This window comes from Williamsia sp. D3 (assembly GCF_000506245.1).
In the GTDB taxonomy this organism is placed as follows: Bacteria; Actinomycetota; Actinomycetes; order Mycobacteriales; family Mycobacteriaceae; genus Williamsia; species Williamsia muralis.
Genome location: NZ_AYTE01000030.1, coordinates 26,923 through 40,202, shown reverse-complemented (window position 1 = coordinate 40,202; position 13,280 = coordinate 26,923). Strand labels below are relative to the sequence as shown.

At 64.8% G+C, this 13,280-nt stretch carries 13 protein-coding genes and 1 pseudogene; 5 read left to right on the top strand and 9 right to left on the bottom strand.

The features are described 5' to 3' along the window. Positions 1-27 precede the first annotated feature (27 nt). On the bottom strand, positions 28-954 hold the full coding sequence (locus tag W823_RS47750; protein WP_031332736.1) for an alpha/beta hydrolase: 927 nt from the start codon (positions 952-954) through the stop codon (positions 28-30). A 96-nt stretch (positions 955-1,050) separates the two neighbouring features. On the opposite strand from W823_RS47750, the gene W823_RS47745 reads away from it, so the two are divergent. The 3 genes from W823_RS47745 (at position 1,051) to W823_RS58965 (ending at position 3,086) form a co-directional block, all read left to right on the top strand. Then, positions 1,051-1,611: a TetR/AcrR family transcriptional regulator gene (locus W823_RS47745; protein WP_051406595.1), complete on the top strand. Its 561-nt coding sequence runs from the start codon at positions 1,051-1,053 to the stop codon at positions 1,609-1,611. Positions 1,612-1,870: 259 nt separating this feature from the next. After that, positions 1,871-2,557 (top strand): hypothetical protein, encoded by a 687-nt coding sequence (locus tag W823_RS58970; protein ID WP_235189601.1) that lies wholly within the window; start codon positions 1,871-1,873, stop codon positions 2,555-2,557. Next, the gene (locus tag W823_RS58965) at positions 2,487-3,086 is read left to right on the top strand and encodes an HNH endonuclease signature motif containing protein (protein WP_235189600.1); all 600 of its coding nucleotides are present in this window, start codon (positions 2,487-2,489) and stop codon (positions 3,084-3,086) included. The genes W823_RS58970 and W823_RS58965 overlap by 71 nt, the downstream gene beginning before the upstream one ends. A 203-nt stretch (positions 3,087-3,289) precedes the next feature. Here W823_RS58965 and W823_RS47735 read toward each other — a convergent pair whose 3' ends face one another. Beyond that, complete coding sequence (locus W823_RS47735) at positions 3,290-4,378, bottom strand: DMT family transporter (protein WP_023960126.1); 1,089 nt, start codon at positions 4,376-4,378, stop codon at positions 3,290-3,292. A gap of 118 nt (positions 4,379-4,496) precedes the next feature. Between W823_RS47735 and W823_RS47730 the strand changes: the two genes are divergently transcribed. After that, positions 4,497-5,663 (top strand): ATP-grasp domain-containing protein, encoded by a 1,167-nt coding sequence (locus W823_RS47730; protein WP_023960125.1) that lies wholly within the window; start codon positions 4,497-4,499, stop codon positions 5,661-5,663. 8 nt (positions 5,664-5,671) lie between these two features. Here the strand turns inward: W823_RS47730 and W823_RS47725 are convergent, their stop codons facing one another. The 5 genes and pseudogenes from W823_RS47725 to W823_RS0129920 all read right to left on the bottom strand — a co-directional run bounded on the left by W823_RS47725 (position 5,672) and on the right by W823_RS0129920 (position 9,720). Continuing rightward, the gene (locus W823_RS47725) at positions 5,672-6,508 is read right to left on the bottom strand and encodes an alpha/beta fold hydrolase (RefSeq protein WP_023960124.1); all 837 of its coding nucleotides are present in this window, start codon (positions 6,506-6,508) and stop codon (positions 5,672-5,674) included. Positions 6,509-6,543: 35 nt separating this feature from the next. Continuing rightward, a pseudogene (locus tag W823_RS47720) lies at positions 6,544-7,307 on the bottom strand (acyl-CoA thioesterase domain-containing protein). Between the two features lie 64 nt (positions 7,308-7,371). After that, positions 7,372-8,577 (bottom strand): MFS transporter, encoded by a 1,206-nt coding sequence (locus tag W823_RS47715; RefSeq protein WP_023960123.1) that lies wholly within the window; start codon positions 8,575-8,577, stop codon positions 7,372-7,374. After that, the gene (locus W823_RS47710) at positions 8,574-9,209 is read right to left on the bottom strand and encodes a GntR family transcriptional regulator (RefSeq protein ID WP_023960122.1); all 636 of its coding nucleotides are present in this window, start codon (positions 9,207-9,209) and stop codon (positions 8,574-8,576) included. Before W823_RS47710 ends, W823_RS47715 begins: the two co-directional genes overlap by 4 nt. Positions 9,210-9,285: 76 nt before the next feature. Then, positions 9,286-9,720 (bottom strand): tetratricopeptide repeat protein, encoded by a 435-nt coding sequence (locus W823_RS0129920; RefSeq protein WP_023960121.1) that lies wholly within the window; start codon positions 9,718-9,720, stop codon positions 9,286-9,288. Positions 9,721-9,843: 123 nt separating this feature from the next. On the opposite strand from W823_RS0129920, the gene W823_RS47705 reads away from it, so the two are divergent. Continuing rightward, positions 9,844-11,253 (top strand): YibE/F family protein, encoded by a 1,410-nt coding sequence (locus tag W823_RS47705; protein WP_023960120.1) that lies wholly within the window; start codon positions 9,844-9,846, stop codon positions 11,251-11,253. A gap of 2 nt (positions 11,254-11,255) precedes the next feature. On the opposite strand, the gene W823_RS47700 is transcribed toward W823_RS47705, so the two are convergent. After that, positions 11,256-12,248 (bottom strand): fumarylacetoacetate hydrolase family protein, encoded by a 993-nt coding sequence (locus W823_RS47700; RefSeq protein ID WP_023960119.1) that lies wholly within the window; start codon positions 12,246-12,248, stop codon positions 11,256-11,258. After that, positions 12,245-13,243 (bottom strand): MBL fold metallo-hydrolase, encoded by a 999-nt coding sequence (locus W823_RS47695; protein ID WP_023960118.1) that lies wholly within the window; start codon positions 13,241-13,243, stop codon positions 12,245-12,247. The genes W823_RS47700 and W823_RS47695 overlap by 4 nt, the downstream gene beginning before the upstream one ends. Positions 13,244-13,280: the final 37 nt, after the last annotated feature.

The following is a 13,280-nucleotide window of genomic DNA, read 5'->3' as shown; positions in this document are numbered from 1 at the left end:
GCCGTTCGACAGCTCGGGGTGGTGGCCTCATGTGGACACTGAATCGATCACCACGCGGACTGCCTCTTCGAGTTGGGTCAATCCAGGTTCCTCGATGGGGTAGTGCCCGCAATTGATCAGTCGGACAACGGTGTTCGGGCCCGGTACCTTCTCCAAGAACCGTTCGCTGAGCGCGGCCGGGGTCCAGCCGTCGGCTCCCGGGTGTACCAGTGTGATCGCTGGGCCGCCGTACTGCGCCGGTGCGGTGTGTCGGTAGGTGAACCAGTCGGAAAGGAATCCGAGCGGTACGCGACCGCCACCTCCTCGGGGGTCTGCCGCGCACAGCCGGGTCAGTCCAGCGTTGTTGCTCATGGCGCTCATCCGGGCCGGCCATCGAATCGGCACCATCACGTCGCCCGCCCATCGCGACAACAAGGGGAGCGTATGTGGAGCGCTCATGCCGAGCGGCGCCCAGCGAGATGCGGCTCCTCGAGCGGAGCGGTCCGTCGGGTCGAGCAGACAGGTTGCAATCACAGCTGCGGCAGTGCCTGTGCGACTGGCCGTTTCGTAGGCCAGCATGCCGCCCATGCTTGCGCCGAACAGAACCAGGGGTCTCGGGTCGGCCCGGGTCTCCTCTGTCACGAAGTCGCACAGCAGATCAACCCAGTCGCGGTAGCGGACCTTCGCCGGGTCGACGGTCTCGGTGCGTCCGTACAGCGGAAGATCAAGTGCCAGTACGTCTGCGTCGCCGGGGGTCGCTACCGCGGTGAATGGCCACAGCGCACCCGAATGGCCGCCGGCGCCGTGGATGATCAGCACTCGCGCCGCCGCAGAAGGGTTCTTCGCCCTTGCCACGTGCACGCGGTGACGACCCCACGGCCACCAGGTGGCGACCGGTGCCTGCATCGCCGTTCGATAGCGCGGCGGAAGGAATCGGGCGTATTCGGCGACGTCGCTATATTCGACTTCGTTCATCTTTTGAGCATCAACGGAGGTCGAGGGCATGGCAACTCGCATTGAGGTCTCATGAGCCGCGCCCGGAAAACGCCTGTTCAGGACCGATCTCGCTTCATGGTCGACGTGATCCTGGAGGCAGCTACTCGCGTTTTCGACAGCGAAGGTCCAGCCGGGACGACCAACCGCATCGCCGATGTGGCCGGAGTGTCGATCGGATCGCTGTACCAGTACTTCCCGAACAAGCACGCGATCATGGCGGCGCTGGCGTGGAGGCATCTCGAGGAGTCGCAGGCAGCCCTCTCGACGTTGTGCGACCGCTTCGACACGACGGCGCCGAATCGCGTCGAGATGGTGACCACAATGGTCGAGACGGTGGTGCGGCTCAACGGCAGTCATCCCCGCACTTTTGCGGTCCTGCGTGAACACACGCCGCGAACTCCCGAGTTGGTCAAGGCGTTCACTGCCCTCGCCGCTGATATGACCGCGCGACTCGTGCCGCACCTCATCCGTACCGGCACGCCATCTGCGGACGCCCCTCTGCAAGCCCGCCTGCTGGCGGCCTCCATCGACGGGCAAGTGCATCAGTTGATTGCGACCGCCATCACTGCCGACGATCGAGAACGATTGTGCGCCGCCATCATTGCAGGTCTGACGGCGACCGACCAGCCGTTGTGATGCCAGCCCAGAGCGGCTGGACAGCACGCCCGAACGGCCCTGGAGATCGACTTTCACCCACATGAAGGTTGGACGCGGTCGGGTGTCGAAAGGATTCACCCAAACGATCTATATACGAACAGGTGTTCGATTGGGTAGGTTGGTGGCACGCTGATCGTCCGCTAGACCTGACTCTGAGATACGTGTGACTACGCCACCATTGTGATCGGCTGTCCCAATTCTGTTGTCTCAGTGTTGTTGTCTTGGAGGGGGTGTGGTGATGTCTGTTGTTGATCTGGTTGATGAGGTCATCGGGGTGGAGTTTCCGGATGATCCGGCCGGCATCGTGGGCTTGGTGAAGGACTTGATCGCGTTGCGTAATGCCGTGGAGGCGCGGTTGGCGGCCGGGGCGGCGATCATTGACCGGTTGGGGTTGGCGAAACGGGCGGGATCGACGACGTCGAAGATGTTGCAGGCCAATGGTGCTGCTCCGGTGACGGCGGCGCGGTGGCTACGGATCGGCACCGGGCTGGCGGGGTTGGATCGTACGGACGGGTATTTTCGGGACGGGTTCCTTTCCGCCGAGCATGTCGATGCGGTGGTTCGAGGGATCAGCCATGTTCGGGGCCGCTTCGTGGGTGTGATGAGTGACGACTTCCGGTGTGAGGTTGAGGGAACACTCGTGGCTCATGCGTTCTCTGGTGCACCGCCCGCGGAGATCGGAAGGATTGCCCGGGCGATGGGTAATGAGGTCGCCGGAGAACAGGGTGGGGTGCCGGCCGCCGAAGACGCTTCGTTGAACACTCTGGACTACGTCGTCACCGGCGATGGCCGGTTGTCGGGCAGGTTTGATGTGGATGCGGTGATCGGGGAAAAGATGATGTCCGCGCTGGGATGTGTGGTCCAGGCCACGTCCCGAACCGGACGGGAGCGCAGATACTCGCACGCCGACGCAACGACGAGCTGATGCCCTGCACCAACTCCTCGACTGCGGTGGCGGTGGGCAGGGCCTGGTGTCAGCACCGAAAACGGAAGTTGCTGTGACGGTTCCGGCTGATCATCCCGACCTTGCGTCACTGCGGTGGATGGGTCCGGTCACCGAAGCAACCGCAGCCACGTTGGCGTGTGATGCCACCATCACCTCGGTCACCCTGGACGGGCAGCAGGTGCCGATCGACCTGAGCCCACCCAAACGGCTGTTCACCGGACCAGTGCGCAAAGCGATCCTGATCCGCGATACCTGCTGCATCAAATGCGGGGCACCGGCGACCTGGTCGGACTGTCATCACATCGTCCACTGGGCTGACGGCGGACCCACCACACTCGCGAATGGGTGTCTGCTGTGCCGGACGTGCCATCGGGCCGTGCACCACACCGACTGGGACATCACCATGGGCACCGACGGGCATCCCTGGCTGATCCCGCCCGCCGACATCGACCCCACCCGACAACCACTACCGGCCTACAACCGCCGAACCCTCACCCACGCAGCCTGACTCAGGCTGCCTGACCCACGCAGCCAGCACAACACCGCACCCGACACATCGCCGGGACCGCGGACGCACCCTGACAACTACATAGTGTGAAGACCCTGCGGCGTAACCGATCTGACGCGTAAACGTCGCTGCCGCGTGAACGTCGCTGTCGCGTGGAGGACGTGCCGTGTTCAAGGTCGGGCAGTGGAAGGTTCGGACGCGGGTCAGGTGGTCCGTCGGCTGCGTTGACTGTGCGACCGATCTGGCCGATCCGACTGATTCGGCGGGTTGCCTTGATCTGGTCTGTCCGTTGGAGCGGTCGTCGGCGAGGTGTGGGAGTCGCCCTTGCCCAAGTTGTCTCCGGCGCCCAGGCTGTCCGCGTTGCCACGTTTGCGCAGGCGCCAGCCGCCGTTGTCCGTGTCGGACTCGCCGAAGTGGTCGGCGTCCACAGAGCTGTACAACGCGACCAGGACTGCACCCACCACCGCGCCGATGAACCCGATGACGGCAAGCCAGGCCAGGCCGGGCTTTGCGCTGTCGTTGAGGAAGACCACGCCGATGATTCCGGGGCCGGCCGTCTCGCCGACCACGAGCACGGCGGTGACGCCGTTGACCTGACCGAGCTGCAAGGCGACGGTGTGGACGTAGAAGCCGACTGCACCGGCGATGGCGATGGTCCACGCCGCGGGGTCGGTGAGAAGGGTGACGATGTCGAACGGATCGATTCCGCGCAGGATGCGGACCGAGATCGCGATGACACCGAACAGCAGGCCGGCGGCAGCACCGCCGACAATCGCGCCACGCTTGCCGAGTTTGTAGACAGCGAGCAGCGCCAGTCCGGCCAGAACGCAGGTGGCGAAAAGCAGGCCGTAGTGGAAGCTGCGTTGTTCGCCGCCGCCGCCTTCATGCGACGACGACAACCCGAGCGCACACAGTGACGCCACCACCACGCACATCGCGACCCAGTCGCGACCGTGCAGTCGAATCCCCAGTACAGCGGTGCCGACGAGGGCGGTGACGATGAGGTTGGCCGAAACGATGGTCTGCGACAGAAAGAGAGGAAGGAACCGAGCGGCAACCGCGCCGGCGCCGAAGCCGATCACCACCAGCGACGTGCCGAGGATGAACTCGCGGGTCTTGAAAGTGTCGACCGTCGAGGAGACCGACGGGCCACCTTCGGTGGTCAGCTGGTGTTCTCTGTCGTGCTCGCGAGCCGCGACTGCCGCCTTGCGGGCACCGAGGGCGCGCAGCACAGTCGACAGACCGTAGGCCACGGCAGCCGCACTGGCGAACAAGACACCGATCAGGAACACCCCGACACCCTCCGTCGCCGCCCGGAATATTCGAGGCCCACCCGGCGCCTGTCCGACGGCGAATATAAGCTACCATGTCGCTGGTGAAAGCCATTCTTCGGTTCGGCAGCGAGGCACGATGACCACTCGCAGCGGAAAAAATGTTCTCATCACTTTCGGGCGTTCATTTCTCACTCTTGATCTCGCGAGATTGATGAATGCCGGCGGGCACAATGTATTCATCGCCGATTCGATTCCATTTCCGATCACGCGCTTCTCGAATTCAGTGCAAAAAGTGTTCCGGGTACCGCGGCCTAAGTTCGAGCCGCGCGAATATGTGGACGAAATTGCGCGTATCGTGCGGGCTGAATCGATCGACCTCGTCATACCGATCCACGAAGAGACCGACATCCTTGCGATGGCGCAAGATCAGTTCCCGCCCGAGTGCCGCCTGCTGCTCTCCGATTTCCTGACGGAAAACCGGCTGCACAACAAATACGAGTACCAGGTGCTGCTGGAGACCCTGGGCGTGCCCACCCTGAAGTACGCACAGGTTCGCGACGAGGCCGAGTTGGCCGCGCTGGATTTTGAAAGTCCATTCGCGCTGAAGCAGGTTTATTCGCGAGGTTCACAGCAGGTTTATAAAGTGAATCCCGGAGAAATACCCGACGGTCTCACATTTGATCCGCTCAATCCGTGGCTGGCGCAAGAGTGGCTCAAAGGCGACAAGTACTGCACCTATTCGGTGTGCCACGAGGGGCGGGTCTACGCACATGCGATCTACCCTGTGCGATATGCAATCAATGGCCAGTCGTGCCTCAGTTACGAGCCGGTGGAACATTCCGGAATCACAGACTGGGTGACCGAACGGGTGAAAGAAATCAATTTCACCGGTCAGATCGGCTTCGATTTCATCGAACACCCGGAACGGGGTTTGTTCACCATCGAATGCAACCCGCGTTCTACTAGTGGAATCTTGATGTTCGAACCCCATAACAGAGTCGACCGCGCATTCTTCGCCGAGAACGACGACGTGATCACCCCCGATCTCGACGTTCGCAAAATGGTCGGGCCGGGAATGCTCCTCTACGGCTGGCGCAAATCTGCACTCGAGGGCAACACGCTGCGCGGGTTCGCTAGGGATTTCCGCCATACCGACGAGATCATCACCCGACGCGACGACATCGGTCCTTTTCTGGGCATCCCCTTCGCCTTGAGCAATATCCTCACGAACTCACTCAAGTATCGCGTTGGTTTGGCGGAAGGTTTCATGCACGACCATGAATGGGACGGCGAGCAGATCTGATCGGGCCGTCAGGCCGAGTGCTGAAGGCAGAACTCGACGATCCGCTCGACGCTGTCACCGGGACCGGTGAACAACCCGCCGTGGCCCGCGCCGTCGATCTGGACGAACGCCGAACCGGGGATGTGTGCCGCAGTGGCTCGGGACAGCTCGGGCGGGAAGAACAGGTCGTGTTCGAACGCCAACACCAGGGTCGGCACATCGATGGCGGCCAGGTGCTCGGGCAGCGGCTCGCCGGACTTGATCCACTCGTAGGATGCGGTCAGCTGGCCGGTGAAGCCGTCCGGACTCGCCCAGCCTCCATCGGAACCGCTGAGCATGTCCCGCCAGCCAGACACGGTGGCCGGGTCCTGCAGCAACGTGGTGTGCAACGTGGTCATCAGTTGCTCGAAAACCAGTACTGCTCGGGGTATCTCGCCGATCTGCTCGATGAGGCTCAGCTCCATCTCGCCGACGAGTGCACCGATCGGGCTGGGCTGTAGCCCAGCGAAAAGGACTGCAGCGTTGACCAATTCGGGACGCCTGCGCAGCATGGCCTGAGTTGTGTAGCAGCCCATCGAGTATCCGACGACGAGTGCGTCGTCAACGCCGAAATGTTCGAGCAGTGCCGCGGCGTCGTCGGCGAGGTCGGCCACCGAGTATGGCGAAGGCGGCGCCGAGGACGGAGCCAGGCCGCGCGCGTTGTAACTGATCACGGTGAATCCGGCGTCCGCGAGGGCCGGGGCGAGGCCGCAGATGTCCCACACCATCGACGGCATCCCCAGGCCGCCGTTGAGCAGCACAACCGGTCCTTCTCCGACCTTGGTCACGCCCAGCACGGTCCCGTTCGGCAGCGTCGTCGCGTCCATGATCAGCCCTTTCCCAGTGCGCCCCAGGACATGGTTTATACCAAGCGAGACTTGCTGGAGAAGTCGATCTGCGCAGCCGGGTTGCTGACCGCGGTCACAATCCCGGTCCCATACGGACCCTTCCGGTCGTACAGGGTGGCGGTTCCCACAGAGATCCCGTCGGCGGTGATGTGGCTGTCCGCCTCGATGCCGAGCTCGCGCCCTCGGGCATGCGCGACAACGCCATGGTGAGGTCGCAGTTGATGTAGCCGATTCCGTCGGTGCCCAGGTTGGTGACAAGACTTGTCGACTCCGCGGACTGCACCGCGTGGACAAACGGTGAGGCGGGCTCGTTCGGCAGCACCGGCATCGCGGTGCTCCACGCTCGTTTGCGCGAGGCGTTCTGGTGGCTACCGATATCCCGCGTCCAGTCGGCGTCGCCTGACTGCAGCCACGGGTGTCGTAGCGTGATGTCCTCCGCCTCGTCGGTCGGCGGGCTGAACGTGCCCGACGGTTGCCATTCGGCGCCGGGGGGTGGCGCCGAACGCCGCAGGAACACAGCCGTGGCACGTGCAACGGTGACGTCATCCTGCCGGACCTCGGCGTCGGCGACGATGATGCGTCGGCCCGAGCGGACCAGCGCCGTGGTGACCACCGTGGGCCGGTTACGGGCGGCCTTGAACAGGTCGATCGTGATCCGGGCGGGCACAAAGTCCGGATCGGCGAACTCACGCTCGATGGCGCGCGCCGCCACAGCACAGACGGCTGGGCCGTTCAGCTGATCCGGGCCCCAGGCGCTGCTGGACCACTTGGTGGGCATCAGCGTGCTGTCGTTGTCACCGAGAACGAAAAAGCTGCGAGGTTCGGGCACGAGATCGATAGTGTCAGAGCTGGGCCGATGCGAGCGGGGCGGGTAGGGACGACGCGGACGGCAGGTCGCGGCGTGACCGACGACTGATCATCGCGAGTGTGGCTGCGGCAGCGACGGCACCGAACCCGAACATCCAGGGATAGGTGACCCCGGGGATGTAGTCGTGCAGATATGCCAGCGTGGCCGGGACCGCGAACCCGAGATAGGTGAGGGCGTAGTACACCGCTGTCAGGCCGGCAAGATCGCCCGGCTGCGCGATCCGCTGCACCTCGGACAGTCCCGCCACGAGGGCGATCCCGTAACCGGCGCCGAGCACAACAGCGGCGACCAGCACCGCCCAGATGGTCAGAATCGAGGAGGCGAGCGCTGCCAACGCCATGCCTGCCACGAGCAGGAGCAAAGCCACCTGACTGGCCCGCGCCGAGTCGGGACGGTCTATGCGGCGGGCGAGGGCCTGGATGCCGAACCCGCAGCTGAGTGTCACCACGGAGATCAGCGCTGCGAACGCCATGGGGGCGCCGCCGACCTTCGGTGCCATCAGGGTGGGCAGGATGGCCTGGCATCCGATGGCTGCGCCGAAGACCCACGGCGCCAACGGAACAACGACGTACAGGAACCGGCGATGGCCCAGCGAAGGGATCTTCAGATCATCTCGTAGGCGGGTCGGTGCAGTGGCTCGCTGACGGGTTTCGGGAACATTCCACACCCACACCGCGCCGAGAAGGCACACGCCCGCGTTCAGGGCATAGGACAGCACGTGAGGCCAGGGCCCCCACTCCGCCAGCACTCCGGCCAGCCCCGCGCCGACGCCGAACCCCGCGGTCAAGCTCATCGCGGCCCGCTTGGCGCCGTTGTCGACGGACAGTTCCTTGATCCAGCTCGTCCCCACCGCCATCGCCAGGCCGATCGCGATGCCACACAGAATGCGGCCCACGGCGAGGAGGGCGACCTGGTCGGCCGCGGCTGCCAGCACCAGCGATCCGGCTGCGGCGATGAGCGCGGCGGGGCGCATGATCGGCCGGCGTCCGAACCGATCTGACAACGGCCCGCCGATCAGGAGCGCCGGGATCATCCCGAGGACGTAGGCAAACAGCAACACATCGACGGTGGGACCGGACAGCTCGTACTCGCTCTTGTAGAACACGAGCAGGGGAGTGAACTCGTTTCCGCCCCAGGCGATGGCGAACATCGCGGCGCTCACGCCGCGCCAGTTCCTCATGCCGGAGGCCTGCGCAGATCGTGCACTGCCGCCAGGTGTGCTGCCAGCGAGGCGGCGAAACCGTCGGTGTCACCCGCCTCGATCAGATCGGTCAATTCGTTGTGATGCTTGATGATTCGCTCCATCTGGGCTTTGTCGCGCAACACCGACGTGCTGGTCATCCGGAGTTGGCGATCGTGCAGGGTGTCGTAGAAGCCGGACAGCAGCGGATTGTTCGCGGCCTGCACGAACAAGCGGTGGAAACCGGCGTCCTCGATTGTGAACTGGTCCACCTCGGCTGCCTCGGCGAGACTCTCGAGCCGGGCGATGCTCTGGCGAAGCGACTCGACGATCGCGCTCCGATCGGTGTGCGCCAATGCGCGGACCGCGGCGGTCTCGACCGCGTGGCGGGCCCCGATCACGTGTTCTGCCTCGTCTGCTGGGACCGGCACGATCAATGCCCCTCGTTTGGGGTAGAGCCGCATCCACCCCTGGGTCTCGAGCCGCAGGAAAGCCTCTCGGACCGGTGTCCGCGAGATGCCCAGGGCTGCGGCGACCTCGCCCTCGCTGATGAGTTCGCCACCCGCCAGCGAACCGGAGAGAATCCGGCCCTTGACGTCGCGGTAGGCGCGCTCGGCGGCCGACAGGTTCATGGACACAACTTGTATCCAAGCAGGATGCGTGCGGTCAGACCAGGGAGGCGATGTGTGATCTTGGTCAGCCGGGCGATCAGGGCCGGGCGGTGGGGGCGCCTGCCAAAGCGGCTGCGGCTGCGTCACGCATGACGAGAGCTTTCCGGTGCTGACCTGCGGCAGCGAGGGCGTCCGCGGTGCGGCCGTACAGCTCCGCGGCTTCGGTGTGCCGACCGAGGCCGGACAAGGTGGTGGCCATGTGCCCGACAACGTCGACGGTGTCGGGGTCGGTGGGGCCGTGGGTGAACATGTATTTGGCGAGCAGGTCCCGGCACAGTGGTTCGCACGCCTCCCACTTGCCCAGATGCACCAGACAGCGGATGACGTCGTGCAGGTTGCACAGGCACATCAGCGAGTAGGGACCTTCGCGCCGCGCGCGGATCTCACGCAGTACCGAGAACTCCGCGAGCGCATGGGTGTACTCGCCTGCCTGGAACAGTTCGGTGGCCTCACGCTGCATCTCGTCGAGCACCCATTCAGTTTGCCGTCCGGACCCGCTGTGCTGGGCCGAAACGGGCAAGACGGTCCGAAACGGCCATCTGGGTCAAATCGGGCCACGTAGGGCAACGCGGTGGTTTCTGCCTAAGGTGACCGGGTGACGCAGCCACAAGACCCCGGCGATTCCCATCGGCACCATCACCACGGTCTCGCGGCCGTCGACCTGCATCCGGCGGTCGCCAAACTCGTGGTGGGATTGCTGGCGGCATGTGCGATCGCGGTCGTCGCGGGTCTGGTGATGCTCTGGCCGAGCGACCGTGACCACGACATACCGGTGCAATTCCAGTCGTCGGGCGGCGGCTCGGTGGAGATCGAGACCGGGCAGGTGGTCTCACAGACGATGGCGGATTGCCTGAACTCACAGGCGGGGCAGGTTTTTGCGGGTGCCGCGACGGTGACGACCGTCAAAGACGGCCCGTGCATCCAGAACACGGTGGAACTGACGTCCGGGCCCAACAAAGGTGCCCACACGCTGATCGAGGTCCCGACCAACCGGGTGCAGGCCGGACTGCAACAGGACTCCGGGAGTGACGACCTCAGTGACGCCCAGCTGAGCAAGCCCCAACCGGGCCAGCCCGACCTTGCTGTCGGCGACTCGATCAAGCTGTCTCGAGCGGCCAGTGTGGACGGTTCGGAGAACTACTCGTTCTTCGACTTCGCCCGGTCCACGTCGATATGGGTGTGGGCGGCGGTGTTTGTCCTGGCCATCGTTGCGGTCGCGGCATGGCGCGGCCTTCGCTCGGTCATCGGCCTGGTGTTCGCATTCGTGGTGCTGTTCGGGTTCACCCTGCCGGCCATGCTGGACGGGGAATCGCCGGTGGCGGTGGCCATCGTGTCGTCGGCGGCCATCCTCTTCGTGGTGATCTATCTGGCGCACGGGGTGAGTCTGCGAACCAGTGCGGCGTTGCTGGGCACCCTCGCGTCGCTCATGGTGGCGGCGTTGTTGTCCTGGCTGTCCATCGAGACCATGCACATCTCCGGCCTGTCTCAGGAACAGACCACCAATCTGCAGATCTACAACAACGCCATCTCGCTGAACGGTCTGCTACTCGCAGGATTCATCATCGGTGCGCTCGGCGTGCTCAACGACGTCACGATCACCCAGGCTTCCGCGGTGTTCGAGCTCTCGGCAGTGGACCAGACCGGGCCCCTGCACACGTTCAAGGCCGCGATGCGGGTGGGCCGCGACCACATCGCCAGCACGGTGTACACCATCGTGTTCGCCTATGCGGGTAGCACTTTGCCGCTGCTGCTGTTGTTCTCGGTGTCGGGGCAGTCGTTCTCGACACTCATCACCACCGACATGGTCGCCGTGGAACTGGCGCGCTCGTTTGTCGGCGGGATCGCGATTGCGTTGTCTGTCCCGCTGACCACTGCGGTCGCCGTGCTGCTCTCGACACCGGGGGCGTGTCAAGAGAAGGAGTCGGTTGCCCAGGCGATCGAACGGTCGGCCGAACAACCTACCGAGCAGCCACCGGCGCACGGGAGGCACTGGCTACCGGAGTGAGCTCAGGCGGGCTCTGACACCGTGTTGGTGACCGAACCGATGCGGTCGATGGTGAGGGTGACCTCGTCGCCCGGCGCGATCCAGCGGTCCAGTTCCAGGCCGCACCCCATCGGCAGGGTGCCCGATGTGATCAGCTCACCCGAGTGCAGATTCTCTGACTGACTTGCGTAGGCGACCACTTCGCCTGGGCTGTAACGCAATCCGTGAGTGCTGGTGGACGACCACACCTCGCCGTTCACCGAAACGGTGGCCTCGAGCTGGTCGATCTCGGACAGCACCTCATCGGCGGTGACCACCACGGACCCGATGGAACTACCGAATGTCTTGGTCTTCACCACGGGTCCGAAGACGCCACGACGTTGCTCGTCCCACTGCACGTCACGCGCACTGAAGTCGTTGAACACCACGAAACCCCCGATGGCTGCCGCAGCCTTCTCCGGGGTGGCGTCGCGCACCGGGTGGGCGATGATCATGCCGAACTCCAGTTCGAAGTCGAGCTCGCTGCTGTAGGCCGGCCACGGCATCGGTTCACCATCACCGATCACCGTGAGGTGATTGCCGGTGTAGTAGACGGGATGGTCGTAGAAAGCGGAATTGGGTCGCAGCGGCGGAAACACCCTGTGTGTCAACCGTTCATAGCCGCGGATCAGGGGGCGGGTCGCGGGCAGGTTGCGTTGCACCAAGCCGTGGGCGGCCTTGGTCCAGTGTTCCTCCCAGCCGAGGAAACATCGCAGCGAACTCGGGTAATACGGGATCGACGGCGCTGGGTCGACGGCCACGCCGACCCCCTTACGTGCAGCACGGTCGACGATGTCGATGACGGTGGCCCGAGACCGTTCGCCGGTCGCGAGCAGGGCGAGCAGATTTGCAGGCAGGTGGGACAGCTCGTCGAGTCGGCCGCGGGAATCGAGCGCGGCGCGCAGGCTGATCCACGTCTCGGTGGGCTCATGCAAGATGGCAAGCGACGCGGACTCGGTGAGACGGCGGATCTTCATCGGCTGCGTTCGCGTAACAATTTCCCGGCATCGGAGAAGGCGCGGGCGCGGCGCCCGAAGGTGGGTGGAGCTGGTGCCTCGCCCTTCCACAGCCGGTAGAGGGTGCTGAGGTTCAGGACGATCCGCTCCGGGGAGTCCCAGTGCGCATACGGACGAAAGTCGCTGCTGGTCAAGAGTGTTCGCGCGGCCTGGATGGGGGACCGGCCCGCGTCGAACTGAGCACGCCCCTCTCGGTCGAGCCACGACCAGTAGTCGCGGAGCAGCTCGATCTCGGTACGCCCGCAGATGGGGCCGTGGCCGGGAACGTACGTCGCCGCGTCCAGACCGAGCAGATGGTCGAGGGCGTCTTGCCAATTGCTCAGTGGGCCATGCCAAATCACCGGTGTGGCCCCGATGAACAGCAGGTCGCCCGTGAACACCACCCCTGAATCGGGCACATGTGCGATGACGTCACCGGGCGTGTGGGCGGGACCCAGATCCCGCAGCAACACGGTGCGTCCCCCGACGGTGATGGTGTCGGTGTCGGTGAATGTGCGATCCGGGAGCCGGGGTACCCGGGTGGGAAGCGATGCTCCTCCGGTGACCCGGCTCATGTAGGAACCCAGTGCTCCGGCCGGCCCGGGCAGCGCCGACGCCACCGACCCGAGCTTCGAGAATCGCGCCACCGTCGCGGGTGGGGTGTCTTCCTTCATGGCGTGTAGAGCCGACGCCGATGTGGTGATGCGCGCCGACGCCGGCAACGTGTCGTTTCCCCACCAGTGGTCACCGTCGGAATGGGTGTTGACTGCCTCTGTGATGGCCGCCGATCCGACCAGATCCGGCCAGGCCTGCGCGATCGACTCCGCGCGTGAGGTGTCCCAGACCGTGTCGATCACCATCGACGCATCGTCGCCCACCACCAGGCCCGTGTTGGTCTGGCCCCAGCCGCCGGGGAGATGCATGAATGCATAAGTGCCACCGTCGATCTGGGTGAGGCTGTCTTGCCGAACTGGCATCGGTGGTCCTTGCGAGAGGCGGTGGTGGAGGCGGCAG

What these genes read in the sequence shown, in the direction of transcription:
- W823_RS47750 (WP_031332736.1), bottom strand. Translation starts at nt 954, where the DNA reads ATGAACGAAGTCGAATATAGCGACGTCGCCGAATACGCCCGATTCCTT.
- W823_RS47745 (WP_051406595.1), top strand. Translation starts at nt 1,051, where the DNA reads ATGGTCGACGTGATCCTGGAGGCAGCTACTCGCGTTTTCGACAGCGAA.
- W823_RS58970 (WP_235189601.1), top strand. Translation starts at nt 1,871, where the DNA reads ATGTCTGTTGTTGATCTGGTTGATGAGGTCATCGGGGTGGAGTTTCCG.
- W823_RS47730 (WP_023960125.1), top strand. Translation starts at nt 4,497, where the DNA reads ATGACCACTCGCAGCGGAAAAAATGTTCTCATCACTTTCGGGCGTTCA.
- W823_RS47725 (WP_023960124.1), bottom strand. Translation starts at nt 6,508, where the DNA reads ATGGACGCGACGACGCTGCCGAACGGGACCGTGCTGGGCGTGACCAAG.
- W823_RS47715 (WP_023960123.1), bottom strand. Translation starts at nt 8,577, where the DNA reads ATGAGGAACTGGCGCGGCGTGAGCGCCGCGATGTTCGCCATCGCCTGG.
- W823_RS47710 (WP_023960122.1), bottom strand. Translation starts at nt 9,209, where the DNA reads ATGAACCTGTCGGCCGCCGAGCGCGCCTACCGCGACGTCAAGGGCCGG.
- W823_RS47700 (WP_023960119.1), bottom strand. Translation starts at nt 12,248, where the DNA reads ATGAAGATCCGCCGTCTCACCGAGTCCGCGTCGCTTGCCATCTTGCAT.
- W823_RS47695 (WP_023960118.1), bottom strand. Translation starts at nt 13,243, where the DNA reads ATGCCAGTTCGGCAAGACAGCCTCACCCAGATCGACGGTGGCACTTAT.